The 16026-nt window shown below is 69.5% G+C and carries 13 protein-coding genes; 3 read left to right on the top strand and 10 right to left on the bottom strand.

Going from position 1 to position 16026, the window contains the following annotated elements:
• Positions 1-19: 19 nt before the first annotated feature.
• The 6 genes from OG496_RS22755 to OG496_RS22730 form a co-directional block, all read right to left on the bottom strand.
• On the bottom strand, positions 20-1798 hold the full coding sequence (locus OG496_RS22755; RefSeq protein ID WP_405972206.1) for an IucA/IucC family protein: 1779 nt from the start codon (positions 1796-1798) through the stop codon (positions 20-22).
• A complete protein-coding gene (locus OG496_RS22750; RefSeq protein WP_405972205.1) occupies positions 1795-2361 on the bottom strand; it encodes a GNAT family N-acetyltransferase in 567 nt (188 codons plus the stop codon). Before OG496_RS22750 ends, OG496_RS22755 begins: the two co-directional genes overlap by 4 nt.
• Positions 2358-3641, bottom strand: coding sequence for a lysine N(6)-hydroxylase/L-ornithine N(5)-oxygenase family protein (locus OG496_RS22745; RefSeq protein WP_405972204.1), 1284 nt, complete (start codon positions 3639-3641; stop codon positions 2358-2360). Before OG496_RS22745 ends, OG496_RS22750 begins: the two co-directional genes overlap by 4 nt.
• Positions 3625-5067, bottom strand: coding sequence for a lysine decarboxylase DesA (desA, locus tag OG496_RS22740; RefSeq protein ID WP_405972203.1), 1443 nt, complete (start codon positions 5065-5067; stop codon positions 3625-3627). Before desA ends, OG496_RS22745 begins: the two co-directional genes overlap by 17 nt.
• A 157-nt stretch (positions 5068-5224) precedes the next feature.
• Entirely contained in the window at positions 5225-6058 is an 834-nt protein-coding gene (locus OG496_RS22735; RefSeq protein WP_405972202.1) for a siderophore-interacting protein, read from the bottom strand.
• A 137-nt stretch (positions 6059-6195) separates the two neighbouring features.
• Positions 6196-7245, bottom strand: a complete 1050-nt coding sequence (locus OG496_RS22730; protein ID WP_405972201.1) for an ABC transporter substrate-binding protein — start codon at positions 7243-7245, stop codon at positions 6196-6198.
• A 256-nt stretch (positions 7246-7501) separates the two neighbouring features.
• Between OG496_RS22730 and OG496_RS22725 the strand changes: the two genes are divergently transcribed.
• Both OG496_RS22725 and OG496_RS22720 read left to right on the top strand, forming a co-directional pair.
• Positions 7502-8665 (top strand): polyprenyl synthetase family protein, encoded by a 1164-nt coding sequence (locus OG496_RS22725; protein WP_405972200.1) that lies wholly within the window; start codon positions 7502-7504, stop codon positions 8663-8665.
• Positions 8662-9300, top strand: coding sequence for a biliverdin-producing heme oxygenase (locus OG496_RS22720; protein WP_405972199.1), 639 nt, complete (start codon positions 8662-8664; stop codon positions 9298-9300). Before OG496_RS22725 ends, OG496_RS22720 begins: the two co-directional genes overlap by 4 nt.
• Positions 9301-9309: 9 nt before the next feature.
• On the opposite strand, the gene OG496_RS22715 is transcribed toward OG496_RS22720, so the two are convergent.
• From OG496_RS22715 to OG496_RS22700, 4 genes are read right to left on the bottom strand one after another with little or no spacing between them, the layout of a single operon-like run.
• Entirely contained in the window at positions 9310-10470 is a 1161-nt protein-coding gene (locus OG496_RS22715) for an acyl-CoA dehydrogenase family protein (RefSeq protein ID WP_329350783.1), read from the bottom strand.
• Between the two features lie 5 nt (positions 10471-10475).
• Positions 10476-11414, bottom strand: a complete 939-nt coding sequence (locus tag OG496_RS22710; RefSeq protein WP_405976683.1) for a hydroxymethylglutaryl-CoA lyase — start codon at positions 11412-11414, stop codon at positions 10476-10478.
• A gap of 23 nt (positions 11415-11437) precedes the next feature.
• Entirely contained in the window at positions 11438-13351 is a 1914-nt protein-coding gene (locus tag OG496_RS22705) for an acetyl/propionyl/methylcrotonyl-CoA carboxylase subunit alpha (protein ID WP_405976682.1), read from the bottom strand.
• 59 nt (positions 13352-13410) lie between these two features.
• Entirely contained in the window at positions 13411-15027 is a 1617-nt protein-coding gene (locus tag OG496_RS22700) for a carboxyl transferase domain-containing protein (protein WP_405972198.1), read from the bottom strand.
• Positions 15028-15133: 106 nt separating this feature from the next.
• Between OG496_RS22700 and OG496_RS22695 the strand changes: the two genes are divergently transcribed.
• On the top strand, positions 15134-15736 hold the full coding sequence (locus tag OG496_RS22695; RefSeq protein ID WP_366490653.1) for a TetR/AcrR family transcriptional regulator: 603 nt from the start codon (positions 15134-15136) through the stop codon (positions 15734-15736).
• The last annotated feature ends 290 nt before the right edge of the window (positions 15737-16026 follow it).

Here is a 16026-nt window from a genome sequence, read left to right as displayed (position 1 = left end):
GTGCCCGCCTGTCCGTTGGTCAGAACCCGGCGATGGGGTTCTTCAGGGTGCCGACGAGCTGGAGCGCGCCGGAGGGGTCCGCCAGGTCCACCATCTGCTTGTTGTTGCGCAGCTGGAGACGGTTGAGGCAGGACAGCGAGAACTCGGGCGCGAACATGTCGTACTGCCGGAACTTGTCGGCGAGTTCGGGTGCCGCGTCCTGGTACTCACGGGTGACGTCCGCGACCGTACGCCAGAAGTCGTCCTCCTCCAGGACGCCCTCGGCGGCCAGGCCGGCGGCGAGGAAGCGGAAGAAGCAGTCGAAGACGTCGGTGAAGATCGACAGCAGCTTCTTGTCCTCGGGGACCTCGACCCGTAGCCGCTCGACCGTCGGCGGCAGCACCGCGTCCGGGTCCATGACGGCGATCTCCTCGGCGATGTCCTTGTAGATCGCGCGCTCGACGACACCGTCCTTCAGAACGAGGATGACGTTCTCGCCGTGTGGCATGAACACCAGGTCGTAGGCGTAGAAGCTGTGCAGCAACGGGGTGAAGTACGCCCGCAGATACCGCCGCAGCCACTCCACCGGGGCCAGCCCCGACCGCTCGATCAACGCGCCTGCGAAGGACGCGCCCTCGTGGTCCAGGTGCACCAGCGAGGCCATCGTCGCGAGGGACTCGCCCTCCTGGAGCGAGGACACCGGGCTCTCCCGCCACAGCGCGGCGAGCATCTTGCGGTACGGCGAGTAGCGGTCGGTCGCCGCCTCGTACTCCAGGTGGCGGTAGCCGACGGCCGCCTGCTCACGGATGATCGACAGGCCGGTGGACTTCAACACCGGGTCGTTGTCGATGAGTTGGGCGAGCCAGTCGTTGATCGCCGGGGTCGCCTCCATATAGGCGGCCGAAAGCCCGCGCATGAAGCCCATGTTGATGACGGACAGGGCCGTCTTCACGTAGTGCTTCTCCGGGTTGGACTTGTTGAAGAAGGTCCGGATGGACTGCTGGGCGAGGTACTCGTCGTCGCCCTCGCCGAGGCACACGAGGTGGCCGCGGGCGATCTCGGCGGCGAAGGTGACGCTGAGCTTGTTCCACCACTGCCAGGGGTGGACGGGGATGAGGAGGTAGTCGTCGGGGTCGAGCCCCCGGTCGACCAGGGTCAGCCCGAACCGCTCGACGGTCCCGGCGCCCAACTCCCGCCGCATGAACGACTCGTACTCGATGCCCACGCCCGCCGTGAACGCCGCCCGGGAGCGGTGCGCGGCCAGCCACACCAGGCGGACCGGGCTCGCGGTCTCGGGGGCGTACGAGAGGTACTCGTGGATGCCGAAGCCGAGGCGGCCGTTGTTGGCGACGAAGCAGGGGTGGCCCTCGGTCATCCCCGTCTCGATCGCCTGGAAGTCGCTCTTCACCAGCTCGGCGACCGGGATCTGCGGCTTGGTGAGCTTGTAGCAGGTGCCGGACAGGGTGGAGGAGATCTCCTCCAGGTAGACCGGCAGGATCTCCTCGCTCAGCCCGAGCTCCTGCTTCAGCTCGATGAAGAAGTCCAGGGCGGCGAGCGGGAGTTCGGCACCGTCACGGTGACGGCTGATGGAGTCGGCGTCGACCTGCCAGTGGTCGAGGGCGTGCCGGGTGGCGGTGAACCGGTAGCGGCTCAGGCCGTCGTCACTGCGGACGACGTACAAGTCGCCGTCTTTCTCGACCGGTTCGGGGGTGATCAGCCGCTCGTGCGCGAACTCGGCGAGGGCCTTGCGGATGAGGAGGCGGTTGGCCTTCTCCCAGCGCTCGGGGGAGAGGTGGGCGACGGCGTCGGCGAGGCTCATGCGGACACCGCCGTGGCCGCGACGCTGTGCCTTTTGAGGAAGCGTTCCCGTGTGCAGAAGCTCAACAAGGCTTTCTTCTCCGGCTTCTGGATCTCACGCTCGGGCACGAACCCGACCGCCTCGTTCAGGGCGTGGACGGCGGTGTTGGACACGTCCGGTTCCACGACGACGCGTTCGACGGCCGGGTCCTCGAAGAGGCGGGCCATCACGGCGGTGATCACCGCACGGGTGAAGCCGTGCACGGGCGCCTCGGTGGCCGGCGTCAGGAAGTGCATGCCGACGTCACCGGGCAACGGCTCGTACAGCCCGACCAGTTCGCGGTGACGGGGGTCGTAGTACTCCATCAGGAAGACGGGGACACCGTCCTGGAGCCCGAGCAGCGCGTGCTGGTGCTCGTCGGCCGCGATCTCCATGTACGCGCGCTCGACGTCCTCCAGTTTCGCGTCCTGCATCATCCAGAACGCGGCCTTGGGATGCGTGAGCCACCGGTGCAGCAACTCGGCGTCCTGGAGCGGGTCGAGGGGCCGGAAGGTGAAGGTGCCTGTGTCGGTGAGGGCGGTCATACGGCGAACTCCTGGAACGCGATGGTCTGTTCGACCGGGTAGTACTCGGTGCCGAGCAGCTCACGGATGATGTACGAGTTGCGGTACGCGCCCATGCCCAGGTCCGGGGACGTGATGCTGTGCGCGTGGACGCCGGCGTTCTGGAGGAAGACGCCCCGGCCCGTGGTGTCGATCGAGTAGTTGCGCGCGATGTCGAAGTTGCCCCGGGAGTCGTAGCGCAGCCGCTCGTGGACGGGCTTGAGGAACTCGGGCTCGGCGTACTTGTAGCCGGTGGCGAGGATCAGGCCCTGGGAACGGAGGGTGTAGTCCTTCTCCTGCTCCTCCTGGCGGAGGCCGAGTTCGTAGACGCCGTCGCGGTAAGTGGCGCTGTCCAGCGAGGAGTTGGTGAGTAGCCGGGTGGGGACGGGGCCGCCGACCTTCTTCTGGTAGAGCAGGTCGAAGATCTCGTTGACGAGGTCGCCGTCGATGCCCTTGAAGAGGCCCTTCTGCTCGGCTGTGAGGCGGTAGCGGGTCTGTTCCGGCAGGGCGTGGAAGTAGTCGATGTACTCCGGGGAGGTCATCTCCAGCGTGAGTTTCGTGTACTCCAGCGGGAAGAAGCGCGGCGAGCGCGTCACCCAGTTCAACTCGTAGCCGTGGACGTCGATTTCACTGAGCAGGTCGTAGTAGATCTCGGCGGCGGACTGCCCGCTGCCGACCAGCGTGATCGACTCCTTGGCCTGCAACTCCGCTTTGTGCTGTACGTAACGGGAGTTGTGGATGAAGTCCCCGCCCAACCCCGCGACGGCCTCCGGGAGATACGGCGGGGTGCCGGTGCCCAGGACCAGATGCCGGGCGCGGAACACGTCGCCGGCCTCCGTCCGGACGACGTAGACCTCGCTCTGGTCCTCGTACGTCACCTCGCTCACCGTCGTGCTGAAGCGCACGTTGGTGAGCTTGTCGGCGGCCCAGCGGCAGTAGTCGTCGTACTCGACGCGCAGCGGGTAGAAGTTCTCGCGGATGTAGAAGGGGTACAGACGCCCCTTCTCCTTCAGGTAGTTGAGGAAGGAGTACGGCGAGGTCGGGTCGGCGAGGGTGACCAGGTCCGACATGAACGGGGTCTGGAGGTGGGCGCCGTCGAGGAACATGCCGGCGTGCCACTCGAAGTCGGGCTTCGAGTCCAGGAAGACGCCGTCGAGTTCGGCGATGGGCTCGGTGAGGCAGGCGAGGCCGAGGTTGAAGGGTCCGAGCCCGATGCCCACGAAGTCGTGGGTCCTGGTGGCGGGTTCAGGATGCGCGGTCAAGGGACTCTCCCAGGTACTGCTCGGCGTGGCCGGCGATCAGGTCGAGGACGGCGGCGATGTCGTCGGCCGTCGTCTCGGGGTTGAGCAGGGTGAACTTCAGGTAGTGGCGGCCCGCGACCTTGGTGCCCGCGACCACCGCGTCGCCGGAGGCGAACAGGGCCTTGCGGGCGTACAGGTTGGCGCGGTCGATCTCGGCCGGGTCGGTGACGGCGGCCGGGATGTAGCGGTAGACGAGGGTGGAGAGCGAGGGCTCGACCACGACGTCGAAGCGCGGGTCGGCGGCGAGGAGCTTCCAGCCGTCCTCGGCCAAGTCGCAGACCTCGTCGAAGAGTTGACCGACACCGTCGGCGCCCATCACGCGCAGCGTCATCCACAGCTTGAGCGCGTCGAAGCGGCGGGTGGTCTGGAGGGACTTGTCGACCTGGTTGGGGATGCGCTCCTGGACCGCGCGGCGCGGGTTGAGGTACTCCGCGTGGTAGGTCGCATGCCGCAGGGTGTCGGCGTCGCGGACCAGCAGGGCGGACGAACTCACCGGCTGGAAGAAGGACTTGTGGTAGTCCACGGTGACCGAGTCGGCGCGCTCGATGCCGTCGATCCGGCCCCGGTACTTCAACGAGGCGAGCAGCCCGCAGCCGTAGGCCGCGTCCACGTGCATCCACACCCCGAACTGCTCGCACAGGGCGGCGACTTCGGGCAGCGGGTCGATGGAGCCGAAGTCGGTGGTGCCGGCGGTGGCGACGACGGCCATGGGGACGAGCCCGGCGTTCTTGCAGCGCTCCAACTCGCGGGCGAGCGCGACCGTTTGCATGCGCTTGTCGGCGCCGACGGGTATCGACACGACGGCGTCCTGCCCGAGGCCGAGCAGTTTCGCCGACTTCTTCACGCTGAAGTGGCTGACCTCGGAGGCGAAGATACGCAGTTTGCCGAGGCTGTCGGTCTTGGCCTCCTCGCGGGCCAGCAGCAGCGCCTGGAGGTTGGACTGGCTGCCGCCGGAGGTGAACACCCCGTCGGCGTGCGGCCCGAGGCCGATCCGCTCGTTCGTCCAGTCGATCAGTTTCCGCTCGATGAGCGTGCCGCCGGCCGACTGGTCCCAGGTGTCCAGGGAGGAGTTGACGGCGGAGAGCACCGCCTCGCCGAGCACGGCCGGGATGACGACCGGGCAGTTGAGGTGGGCGAGGTAGCGGGGGTGGTGGAAGTAGATCGCGTCACGCAGATAGACCTCGTCCAGCTCGTCGAGCACCGCGCCGGTGTCGTGGAGCGGGCGGTCGAGGTCGATGCGGTCGATGAGGGGGGAGAGGGCGTCGACCGTGACGCCGGTGAACGGCCGTTCGGTGGTGGCGAGTTTGGCCGCCACCCGCTCCACGCCTTCCGTCACGGAGCGGCGGTAGTGCTCCGCAGTCGTGTCATTGAGCAGGTGCGAGCGCATGTGGGGGTCCTCCGGTGGGGAAGTCCGTGCGGGACAGGTGAGCGGCGGGGTTCCGCAACATCAACTTAGGTAAGCCTAACCTAACCTAACTTAACGTCCATGAAACCCGCCGCTCCCGTGACAGCCGTCACTCACGCCCCGGCTGCCCCTCGCACCGTCACCCGGCGTCGCGCAACTGCTCCTCGCTGAGCCCCTTCCGCCAGTACCCGACGAAGGTCACCCGCCGCCGGTCGAACCCACGCTCACCCACGAAGTGCCGCCGCAGCGCCTTCACTTGACCGGCCTCACCCGCGATCCACACGTACGGCCGCTCGGTGGGCGGGAGTCGGGCATCCCGAAGGGCGCCGAGGGCCATGGGGGACCCCTCGGCGCCCTGGTTCTCACGCACCAGCCAGGTGACCTCGGCGTCGGCGTCGGTCGCCAAGTCCTGGATGTCACCGGCATGTTGGACTTCCAGCCACACCCGCGCACGGGTACCGGCAGGCAGCGCTTCGAGAATGGCGGAGACGGCCGGTACGGCGGTCTCGTCCCCCCACACGACCACGAGATCGGCGTCCTCCGGCGGCCGGAACCGAATCGCCCGATTGTCCGCGACCGCCGGTCCGAGCAACACGACTCGATGACCGGGGGCGGCGAGGGAGGCCCAACGGGAGGCGGGCCCGGCGGGTTCGTGCAACACGAAGTCGATGTCGATCTCGTCGGGGTCGCGGCGCAGGGCGCGGAGGGTGTACGAGCGCATCACGGCCCGTACGTCGTCCGGGAGTTCACGCCAGCCTTGCCACCACCCGTCACCGAGTTCATACGGCACGGCGGGCTCGATCTGGCCGGGCTGGGGGAGAAAGAGCGACAGGGACTGATCACACCCGTCGGAGAAGAAGAACGCCAGATCGTCCCCCGCGAAGGTGACCCGGACCAGAGACGGCCCGAGCCGCTCCGTCCGCACGACCTGGAGGGAAAAGAAGCGGAAGGGGGCGGCTACGGCCGTAGTCACGGGGGCAACTCCTCAATCGGAGGTCAGCGGCAACTCTTCAGGGGCGCGGGGCCGCATCTGATGTGCGGCTCCGCCGCGTGGGCGCGCCCAGCCGCATCCGGCCCGCAGCTCCCCGCGAAAGCTCAACCACCCCTGAATCAGCTGACCTTCTTCGCGTTCTCGATGGCCTTCGCGAGGTCCTCAAGCAACGGCGCGCACTTGTCGTAGGACAGGATCGGCTCAGGGTTACGCGCGATGACCTGCCCCGCCTTCACCGCGGGCAGCTTCTTCCACGTGCCCTCAGTGATGTCCGCGGGTTGAATCGCCGACGTCCGGTTGTCCATCATGATGACGTCCGCCCCGTACTTGTCGACGTTCTCCCAGCTCAGGTTCTCGTACCACCCACCGCTCGCCTTGAGCGCGGAAGCGGCCGGCTCGACGAAGTTCACGCCGAGAGACTTGAAGTACTCCAGGTCGACGGAGAGGTTCGACCCGGAGACGTAGAAGATGTCCTGGCTCGCGGACCCCACGAGCACCTTGATGTCCGGCTTGGCCTTGGCCGCGGCGCGCAGCCGGGCCGCCGCGTCCTCGAACCGCTTCTTCGCCGCGGTGATGGTGGCCGAAGTCGTGTCCGCGCCAAGGGACTTGGCGAGCTCCAGCATCCGCTGCAACGGCGTCGGCAGCTGCACGTCGTACACCGAGATACCGACGGTCGGCGCGCCCACGGCGAGGATCTTCTTCTTCGACTCCTCCGGGACGTACCAGAGCGTGCCGGCCGAGTCGAACATCGTGGTGATGAGGACGTCGGGGGAGAGGGCCGCGTACTTCTCGATGTTGAACTGGCCCCACTCGTTGCCGATGACGGTGACCTTGCTGATGTCCAGGTCGCCGGCCTGCACGTCGGCCTTGCCGTCCTTCAGCTTCGTCGGCCCGAAGACGCCCTTGGACTCGATGCCGTAGTCGTGCAGCGCCGCGGCGACACCGATGAACGAGACGATGTTCGCCGGGATCCTGTCGGTCGTCGCGGTGGTGCCGCGGTCGTCCTTGAAGGTCCAGGGGCCGGACTTGGCGGCCGTCGTCTCCTTGTCCGAGCCACCGCTTTTCGCGTCGTCGTCGCCGCAGGCTGCGAGCACGGCACCGAGGCCGAGGGCGCCGCCCGCGGCGAGGATGCCGCGGCGGGAGAGGTGAGTGGCACGGGCGTTGGACATGTGTGGCTGCTTTCGAACAGGGCGGGAGCGCCCGCCGGACAATTCGAAGGTAGGTTAGCCTAACCTCACTACCTGTCCAGCGGGCAGGGTGGCCACCGCCCGGGTCTGTACGCGCGCCATGTCTGTCCTGTGCCGTGCTTATGAGCCCATGTCCTATGCGATTTGGCTTTCAACCGCCTTGTCTCGTCCGGCCGTTGTGATCACGCTCCTCCTACGGGGATCTGCGCACTGCTGTTCGGTCGTCTGTGGAGGTGGAGTGGCTACCACGATGGATGTGACGGACGTGGAAGCGGTGGTCCGGAGCGACGCGGCCCTGCTGGAGGACGACCTCGCCGAGTTCCTCGACACCCTGACCGCCCCTGCGCGGACGGCGGCGGTCTCCGTCTACGACACGGCCCTGCGCCGCGCCCTGTACGAACCGGTCGCCGACGCCCTCGGCTCGAAAGTGGGCCAGCAGGCACTGCCCCCCACCGCCGGAGCACCCGGCGGCCGGGCCCCGCTGCGCCCCTCGATGGTGTACTGGGCGTACCGCAACTACCGGGGGTTCCCCGAGGAGACGGAGGGGTTGCCCGGGAGGGCGGACGGGTCCCCCGAGAAGGCGGACACCGCTTCCGACCTCGCGGTCATCCGCCGCACGGCAGTTGCCGTAAGGATTCTGCTGAAGGCGGCGGTCGCCCTCGACGACATCCAGGACGACAGCGACGTCCGCTACGGCGAACCCGCCCTCCACGCCACCCACGGCACCCCGCTCGCCCTCAACGCCGGCGCCTGGCTGATCATGTCCGCGCTCCGGCACGCGGCCGACCCGGCCGTCGTGGACAGCCTGGTCCGCTCCGTCGGCGGCGGCTTTACTGGACAGGCCGTCGACATGTCCTCGCGTACGGCGCTTACACGCGCGGAGTTGCTGGCCGCGCCGCGCGCCACACGGGTCGACTTCTGGGAGTCGACGGCCGCGCTGAAGACCGGGACCCTGTTCTGGATGCCGCTCGACGCGGCGGTCGCCGGGCTGCGGGTGGTCGAGGACGACCGGCTCGCCCTGGACGGCGCGATGCGCCAACTGGGCCTCGCCAGCCAGCTGTTCAACGACCTGACCGACTTCGTGCCCGAGTTCGGCGGCGCCAACACCCACGAGGACTTCGACGGCCTGGGCAACCGGGTCTTCCTGGAACTCCTCGACGACGTACCGGCCGGGAGCCCGCGCGAGGACTTCAAACCGTACGTTCTCGGTCACCCCCACCTGGAGCGCACGCTCCTCGCGCTCGCCGAGGAGGCCGTGGCCCTGAAGCACGCGGCGAAGGACGCCGTGCACGGCGTGTGCCGCTCCGAGCGCAGCGCCGCCTACTTCGACGTGACGATCGAACGCAAGGGCCACCTCATCGACCGTCTGCTCGCGACGGTCCGGCAGCGGAGCGGCGTATGACGGACCAGCTGAGCGGACGCCTGAGGAACGGCACCCGTGCCTGGCACCAGGCTCTGGAGAGCAGCGGGTTCGCCACCGCGATGCTCGCCGGCGCCCTCCCGCTCGACCGCTACGTCGGCCAACTCGCCGCCTACCGCGTGGTGTTGGAGGCGCTGGAGGGCGAACTGACTCGTGCCACCTGCCTGTCCGTCACCTCGGTGTGGTCGCCCGACCTCGTCAAGCTCCCCCTCCTCGAACGCGACCTGCACCACTTCGCCGCCACCCAGGGCGCCCTCCCCGAACCCGGCCCGGCCGCCGAGGAGTTCGTCGGCGAGATACGGCGCACCGCGGCCACCGAACCCCGTGAACTCCTCGGCTTCCTCTACGTGTTGGAGGGCTCGACCCTCGGCGCGATGTTCCTGTACCGCTACGTCACCGAGGCGTACCGGCTCACGGACGGGAACGGTGCCTCGTACTACGGCAGCGGCGACCGCACCCGCTGGGCGGCCTTCGCCGAGCGCCTCGACCGCGCGCTCGGCGAACCCGCCGTACAGGAAAGGGTGTTGGCCGCCGCTGAACGGGCCTACCGTCATATCGCCCTGATCTCGGGGGAGTTGTCGGCAGGCCTGGGCGCCCCGGCACCTGAGCCCGTTTAGCTGTGGCTGTCAGCCCGTGAGGCCCAACTCGCGGGCGATCAGCATCCGTTGGACCTCGCTGGTGCCCTCGCCGATCTCCAGGATCTTGGAGTCGCGCCACATACGGGCCACCGGGTACTCGTTCATGAAGCCGTAGCCGCCGTGCACCTGCGTGGCATCACGCGCGTTGTCGACGGCGATCGTGGAGGAGTACAGCTTGGCGAGGGCGGCCTCCTTCTTGAAGGGTTCGCCGGCGACCAGGCGGGAGGCCGCGTCGCGCCAGGACAGCCGGGAGGTGTGGGCCTTCATCTCCATGTCGGCGATCTTGAACTGGATGGCCTGGTTGGCGCCGATCGGCCGCCCGAACGCGTGCCGTTCCTTGGCGTACTTCACCGACTCGTCGACACAGCCCTGGGCGAGACCGGTCGCGAGCGCCGCGATGGCGATGCGGCCCTCGTCCAGGATGCGCAGGAACTGGGCGTAGCCGCGCCCGAGTTCGCCGAGCAGGTTCGCCGCCGGGACCCGGACGTCCGCGAAGGACAGCTCGCGGGTGTCGGAGGCGTTCCAGCCGACCTTCGAGTACGGCGCCGCGACCGTGAAGCCGGGGGTCCCGGACGGCACGATGATCGACGAGATCAGCGGCTTGCCGTCGGGCTTGCGGCCGGTGACCGCGGTGACCGTCACCAGACCGGTGATGTCCGTACCGGAGTTGGTGATGAAGCACTTGGAACCGTTGATCACCCACTCGTCGGTGTCCGGGTCCAGGCGTGCCGTCGTCCGCGTCGCGCCCGCGTCGGAGCCGCCGTCCGGCTCGGTCAGCCCGAAGGCGCCGAGGATCTCGCCGGAGCACAGCCGGGGCAGCCACTCGGCCTTCTGGGCGTCGGTGCCGAAGAGGTGGATCGGCATCGCGCCCAGCGACACCCCGGCCTCCAGGGTGATCGCGACCGACGAGTCGACCCGGGCCAGCTCCTCCAGCACGAGGCCGAGCGCCAGGTAGTCGCCGCCCATCCCGCCGTACTCCTCGGGGAACGGCAGCCCGAACAGGCCCATGCGGCCCATCTCGCGGACGATCTCGTACGGGAACTCGTGCCGCTCGTAGAAGTCGCCGATCTTCGGCGCGACGACGTCGTGCGCGAACTCCTCGACCGTACGGCGGAGTTCTTCCAGCTCGGGGGAGAGACGGTGGTCCATGGCGGTCACTGCTCCTTGTGGGGCTGTGCTGTTTTACCGAGTGCGCGGACGGTGCGGGACGGGCTGGGTCGGCCCAGTTGTTCGGCCATCCACACGCTGGTGGCGGTGAGACGGGCGAGGTCGACGCCGGAGTCGATGCCGAGACCCTGGAGCATCCACACGAGGTCTTCGGTGGCGAGGTTGCCGGTCGCGGACTTGGCGTACGGGCAGCCGCCGAGGCCGCCCGCGGAGGCGTCCACGGTGGTGACGCCGTGCTCCAGTGCCGCGTAGGTGTTGGCCAGTGCCTGGCCGTAGGTGTCGTGGAAGTGCACGCCCAACACGTCGGTGGGGACGTGCTGTTCGTTGAGCGCGGCGAGAAGTTCCAGTACGTGTCCGGGAGTTGCCACGCCGATCGTGTCGCCGAGGCTCAGCTCGTCGCAGCCCATGTCGACCAACGCCCGGCAGACCCGCACCACTTGGGCGATGGGGACCGTGCCCTCCCAGGGGTCGCCGAAGCACATGGAGACGTAGCCGCGCACATGGGCGCCCTCGTCCTTGGCGCGGGCCACGACCGGGGCGAACACGGCCAGCGACTCGTCCACCGTGCGGTTGAGGTTGGCCTTCGCGAAGGACTCGGTGGCGCTGGCGAAGACGGCGACGCGGGTCGCCTTCAGGGACAGCGCCCGGTCGAGTCCGCGGGCGTTCGGCACGAGGACGGGGAGGTGCACGCCCGGCAGGTCCCGCACGAGCGGGAACAGCTGCTCGGCGTCGGCCAGTTGGGGCACCCACTTGGGGTGCACGAAGCTCGTCGCCTCGATCGTGGTCAGGCCCGCGTCGGCCAGCCGCCGCACGAACTCGGCCTTCACCTCCGTGGGCACGGTCGACTTCTCGTTCTGCAGCCCGTCCCGCGCGCCCACCTCGTGGATGCGCACCCGGGCGGGCAGACCGGGAGCCGGTACGACCATCGGGAGTGTCTCTGGTCCGCGTGTCACTGGTCCTCCTCCACGGGTGTGACGACCGCCAGTACCTGGTCCATGGCGACCGTCGCGCCGGGTGTCACGTCGAGTTCGGCGACGGTGCCGGCGTGCGGCGCGGAGACGACGTGCTCCATCTTCATCGCCTCCACCACCAACAGGCTCTGCCCCGCGGCCACTTGATCCCCCACGGCGACCTTCACCACGGTCACCGTCCCCGGCATCGGCGCGGTCAGCGAACCGGCACCGGACCGGTCGGCCCCGCTGAGCGAGGCGGCCACCGGATCGTGGTCCCGCACCTGCCAGGCGTCCCCGTCCCGGCCCAGCCACTCACCGGCCCGGTGGAAGGTGTGCCGCACCCCGTCGAGGGTGACGGCGACCTGGTCAGCGGTAACGGTGTGGCTGCCGCGCGGGACGTACTCCACGGGCTCGGTCACCCTGAGATGGAAGCCGACCGGCTTGGGAGTACCGCCCAGCCGCCACCCGTCCGGCACCGAGAAGGGGTCGGTCCACCCGTCGTTCTCGGGGCGGAGAGCATCCAGTCGTACGGCCGCTGCCGCCTCGTAGACCTCCGGGGGGACCCCGTCAGGCACCAGGGAGTCCGCCTCCCGTTCGACGAGCCCGGTGTCCAACTCGCCCGCCACGACCGCCGGATGGGCCAGCAGGCGCCGTAGGAAACCGGCGTTCGTCGGCACGCCCAACGTCACCGTGTCCGCGAGGGCCGCCCTGAGCTTCCTGAGCGCGGTCGCGCGGTCGGGGCCGTAGGCGATGACCTTGGAGAGCATCGGGTCGTAGAGGCTGCCGACCTCGGTGCCTTCGGAGAGGCCGGAGTCGGTGCGGATGCCGTCGCCCTGGGGTTCGTGCAGCCGGATCACAGTGCCGCCGGAGGGGAGGAACCCGCGTGCGGGGTCTTCCGCGCAGATCCGCGCCTCCACCGCGTGCCCGGTGAGCCTGATGTCGTCCTGCGTGAAGGGCAGTCGCTCGCCCGCCGCCACCCGCAGCTGCCACTCCACGAGGTCGAGCCCGGTGACCAACTCCGTTACCGGGTGCTCCACTTGGAGGCGGGTGTTCATCTCCATGAAGTAGTACGACGACGGGTCGCTGCCCGGCACGATGAACTCGACCGTGCCCGCGCCCGCGTACCCGCACGAGCGGGCCGCCTGTACGGCCGCCTCGCCCATCGCCGCGCGCGTGGCCTCGTCCAGGAGGACGCTCGGGGCCTCCTCGACGACCTTCTGGTGCCGGCGCTGCAAGGAGCACTCGCGTTCGCCGAGGTGGACGACGTTGCCGTGACCGTCGGCCAGGACCTGGATCTCGATGTGGCGGGGGCGGTCGACCCAGCGCTCGACCAGGAGGGTGTCGTCGCCGAAGGAGGCGCGGGCCTCGCGGCGGGCGGCGGCGATCTCCTCCTCCAGGAGGGTGAGGTCGCGGACCAGGCGCATGCCCTTGCCGCCGCCGCCGGCCGACGGCTTGAGGAGGACGGGGGCGCCCAACTCGTGTGCCGCCTTGGCCAGTTCGGGGTCGCGGCCGCCGGGGACGACCGGGACCCCGGCCGCCTCCACCGTCTCCTTGGCGCGGATCTTGTCGCCCATGAGGGCGATCGCGTCCGCCGGAGGACCGATGAAGACCAGCCCGGCGTCGGCGCACGCGCGCGCGAAGGCCGCGTTCTCGGCGAGGAAGCCGTAGCCCGGGTGCACGGCCTGCGCGCCGGAGCGGGCCGCCGCCTCCAGGAGCCGCTCCACGGACAGGTAGCTCTCGGCCGCCGGAGCCGGGCCGAGCCGTACTGCCGTGTCGGCCTCGCGGACGTGCCGGGCGTCCGCGTCGGCGTCGGAGAAGACGGCCACCGAGCGCACGCCGAGCGAGCGCAGGGTGCGGATGACGCGGACCGCGATCTCGCCCCGGTTGGCGACGAGGACCGTGTCGAACATCTCGGGTACCTCGGGCGTCTCGGGTGTCTCGAATGTGTTGACCATCTCAGGCATCCTCATCACATCCGGAAGACGCCGAACTGGGGGTCTCCCAGCGGCGCGTTGGCACAGGCGGTCAGGGCCAGACCCAGCACCTGGCGGGTCTCCGTCGGGTCGATGACCCCGTCGTCCCAGAGGCGGGCGGTGGCGTAGTAGGCGTTGCCCTGGCGCTCGTACTGCTGCCGGATCGGGTCCTTGAAGGCGTCCTCGTCCTCGGCCGGCCAGGACTCCCCGCGCCCCTCCAACTGGTCCCGCTTCACGGTCGCGAGGACCGACGCGGCCTGTTCGCCGCCCATGACGGAGATCTTGGCGCCGGGCCACATCCACAGGAAGCGGGGGGAGTACGCCCGCCCGCACATCGAGTAGTTGCCCGCGCCGTACGAGCCGCCGACCACCACCGTCAGCTTCGGCACGCGCGCGCAGGCGACGGCGGTGACCATCTTGGCGCCGTGCTTGGCGATGCCGCCCGCCTCGTAGTCCTTGCCGACCATGAACCCCGAGATGTTCTGGAGGAACACCAGGGGGATGCCGCGCTGGTCGCACAGCTCGATGAAGTGGGCGCCCTTCTGGGCCGATTCGGAGAACAGGATGCCGTTGTTGGCGACGATGCCGACCGGGTGGCCGTGGATGCGCGCGAAGCCGGTGACCAGGGTCTGCCCGAACTCGGCCTTGAACTCGGCGAAACGGGAGCCGTCGACCACGCGCGCGATGATCTCCCGTACGTCGTAGGGGGTACGGGAGTCGACGGGGACGGCGCCGTAGATCCCGTACGGGTCGACCTTGGGCTCCACCGACTCGGTGACCTCCCAGGGGAGGGCCCCGCGCGCGGGGAGCGTGGCGGCGATGTTCCTGACGATCCGCAGAGCGTGCGCGTCGTCCTCCGCGAGGTGGTCGGTGACGCCCGACACGCGTGCGTGGACGTCGCCGCCGCCCAGCTCCTCGGCGGTCACGACCTCACCGGTGGCGGCCTTCACGAGGGGCGGCCCGCCCAGGAAGATCGTCCCCTGGTTCCGGACGATCACGGCCTCGTCGCTCATGGCGGGGACGTAGGCGCCCCCGGCGGTGCAGGACCCCAGCACGGCGGCGATCTGCGGAATCCCCGCCCCCGACATCCGGGCCTGGTTGTAGAAGATCCGCCCGAAGTGGTCCCGGTCCGGGAACACCTCGTCCTGCATGGGCAGAAACGCGCCCCCGGAGTCGACGAGGTAGATACAGGGGAGGCGGTTTTCGAGGGCGATCTCCTGGGCGCGCAGATGCTTCTTCACGGTCATCGGGTAGTACGTCCCGCCCTTGACCGTGGCGTCGTTGGCGACGATCACGCACTCGCGGCCGCTGACCCGGCCGATCCCGGCGATGACACCGGCGGCGGGGGCGGCACCGTCGTACATGCCGTCGGCGCCGAGGGGGGCCAGCTCCAGGAAGGGCGAGCCGGGGTCGAGGAGGGTGTCGACGCGGTCGCGGGGGAGCAGCTTGCCGCGCGCGGTGTGCCGGTCCCGGGCCCGCTCACCGCCGCCGAGCCGGGCCGCGGCGAGCTTCTGCCGCAGCTCCTCGCCCAGCGCGCGGTGCGCCGCCTCGTTGGCCCGCCACGCCTCCGACGCGGGATCTGCCGCGCTCGTCAGCTCCGGTGCCTCTTGCATTCTGTGGGTCCCCTCGCACAGCGATCGGCCGCTCTCGACTGTTAATGAGCGTTAACCATTTCCTTCAGGTTAACGACCGCTAACCTCCCTGTCTAGAATTGCTTCCATGACCACGAGAACCGACGCCCCCACCCGCCGCGAGCAGATCCTCAAGGAGGCCGCGCGGCTCTTCGCCGAGCGGGGTTTCCACGGCGTCGGGGTCGACGAGATAGGCGCGGCGGTCGGTATCAGCGGACCCGGCCTGTACCGCCACTTCCCGGGCAAGGACGCGATGCTCGCGGAGCTGCTGGTCGGCATCAGCGGCCAGCTCCTGACGGGCGCGAAGCGCCGCCTGGCGGAGGCGGAGGGGGTGACGTCTTCGGGGGTACTGCTCGACTCACTCATCGAGGGCCACATCGACTTCGCCCTGGACGACCGCCCCCTGATCACGCTGCACGACCGGGAGCTGGACCGACTCCGGGACACGGACCGCAAGCTGGTGCGTCAACTCCAGCGCCAGTACGTGGAGTTGTGGGTGGAGGTCGTACGAGAGGTCTATCCGGAGCTGGCCGAACCCAGCGCGCGGTCGGCGGTGCACTCGGTGTTCGGGCTGCTCAACTCGACTCCGCATCTGGGGCGACCGGGGTCGTTGCCCGGGCGGGGGGCTACGGCGGAGCTGCTGCACCGGATGGCGAGGGGGGCGTTGGGGGCGGCGGCTTCGGCGGGGTGACGGGGGTGGGAATTGAGCCTCGGCGGGGCCCGGGCGTCGTAGGCGCGGAGGGCGGGCCGGGGCCGGCGTCGAGGGCCGCAGCTGTGTCGGGGTCCGGGGCGGAGCCCCGTGTCGGGCGGCTTGGCCTGCCGGGTCGGGCGGGTGGGTGGGCAAGGAGCGGGTGGCTGAGCGGAGCGACGGCGTGACGAGCGTTACGTACTCGTTCCGCTGGACGCTCGATCTACTCGCCGGTACCGTGATGTTCTGAGCAAGCGCTTAGAAATCGACCCTGGGCTAGCTGGAGGTGGCGG

The sequence above is a fragment of the Streptomyces sp. NBC_00988 genome, assembly GCF_045162645.1.
Taxonomy (GTDB): Bacteria; Actinomycetota; Actinomycetes; order Streptomycetales; family Streptomycetaceae; genus Streptomyces.
Note: the sequence above shows the minus strand (reverse complement) of the source record. Positions and strands in the feature narration are given on the sequence as shown.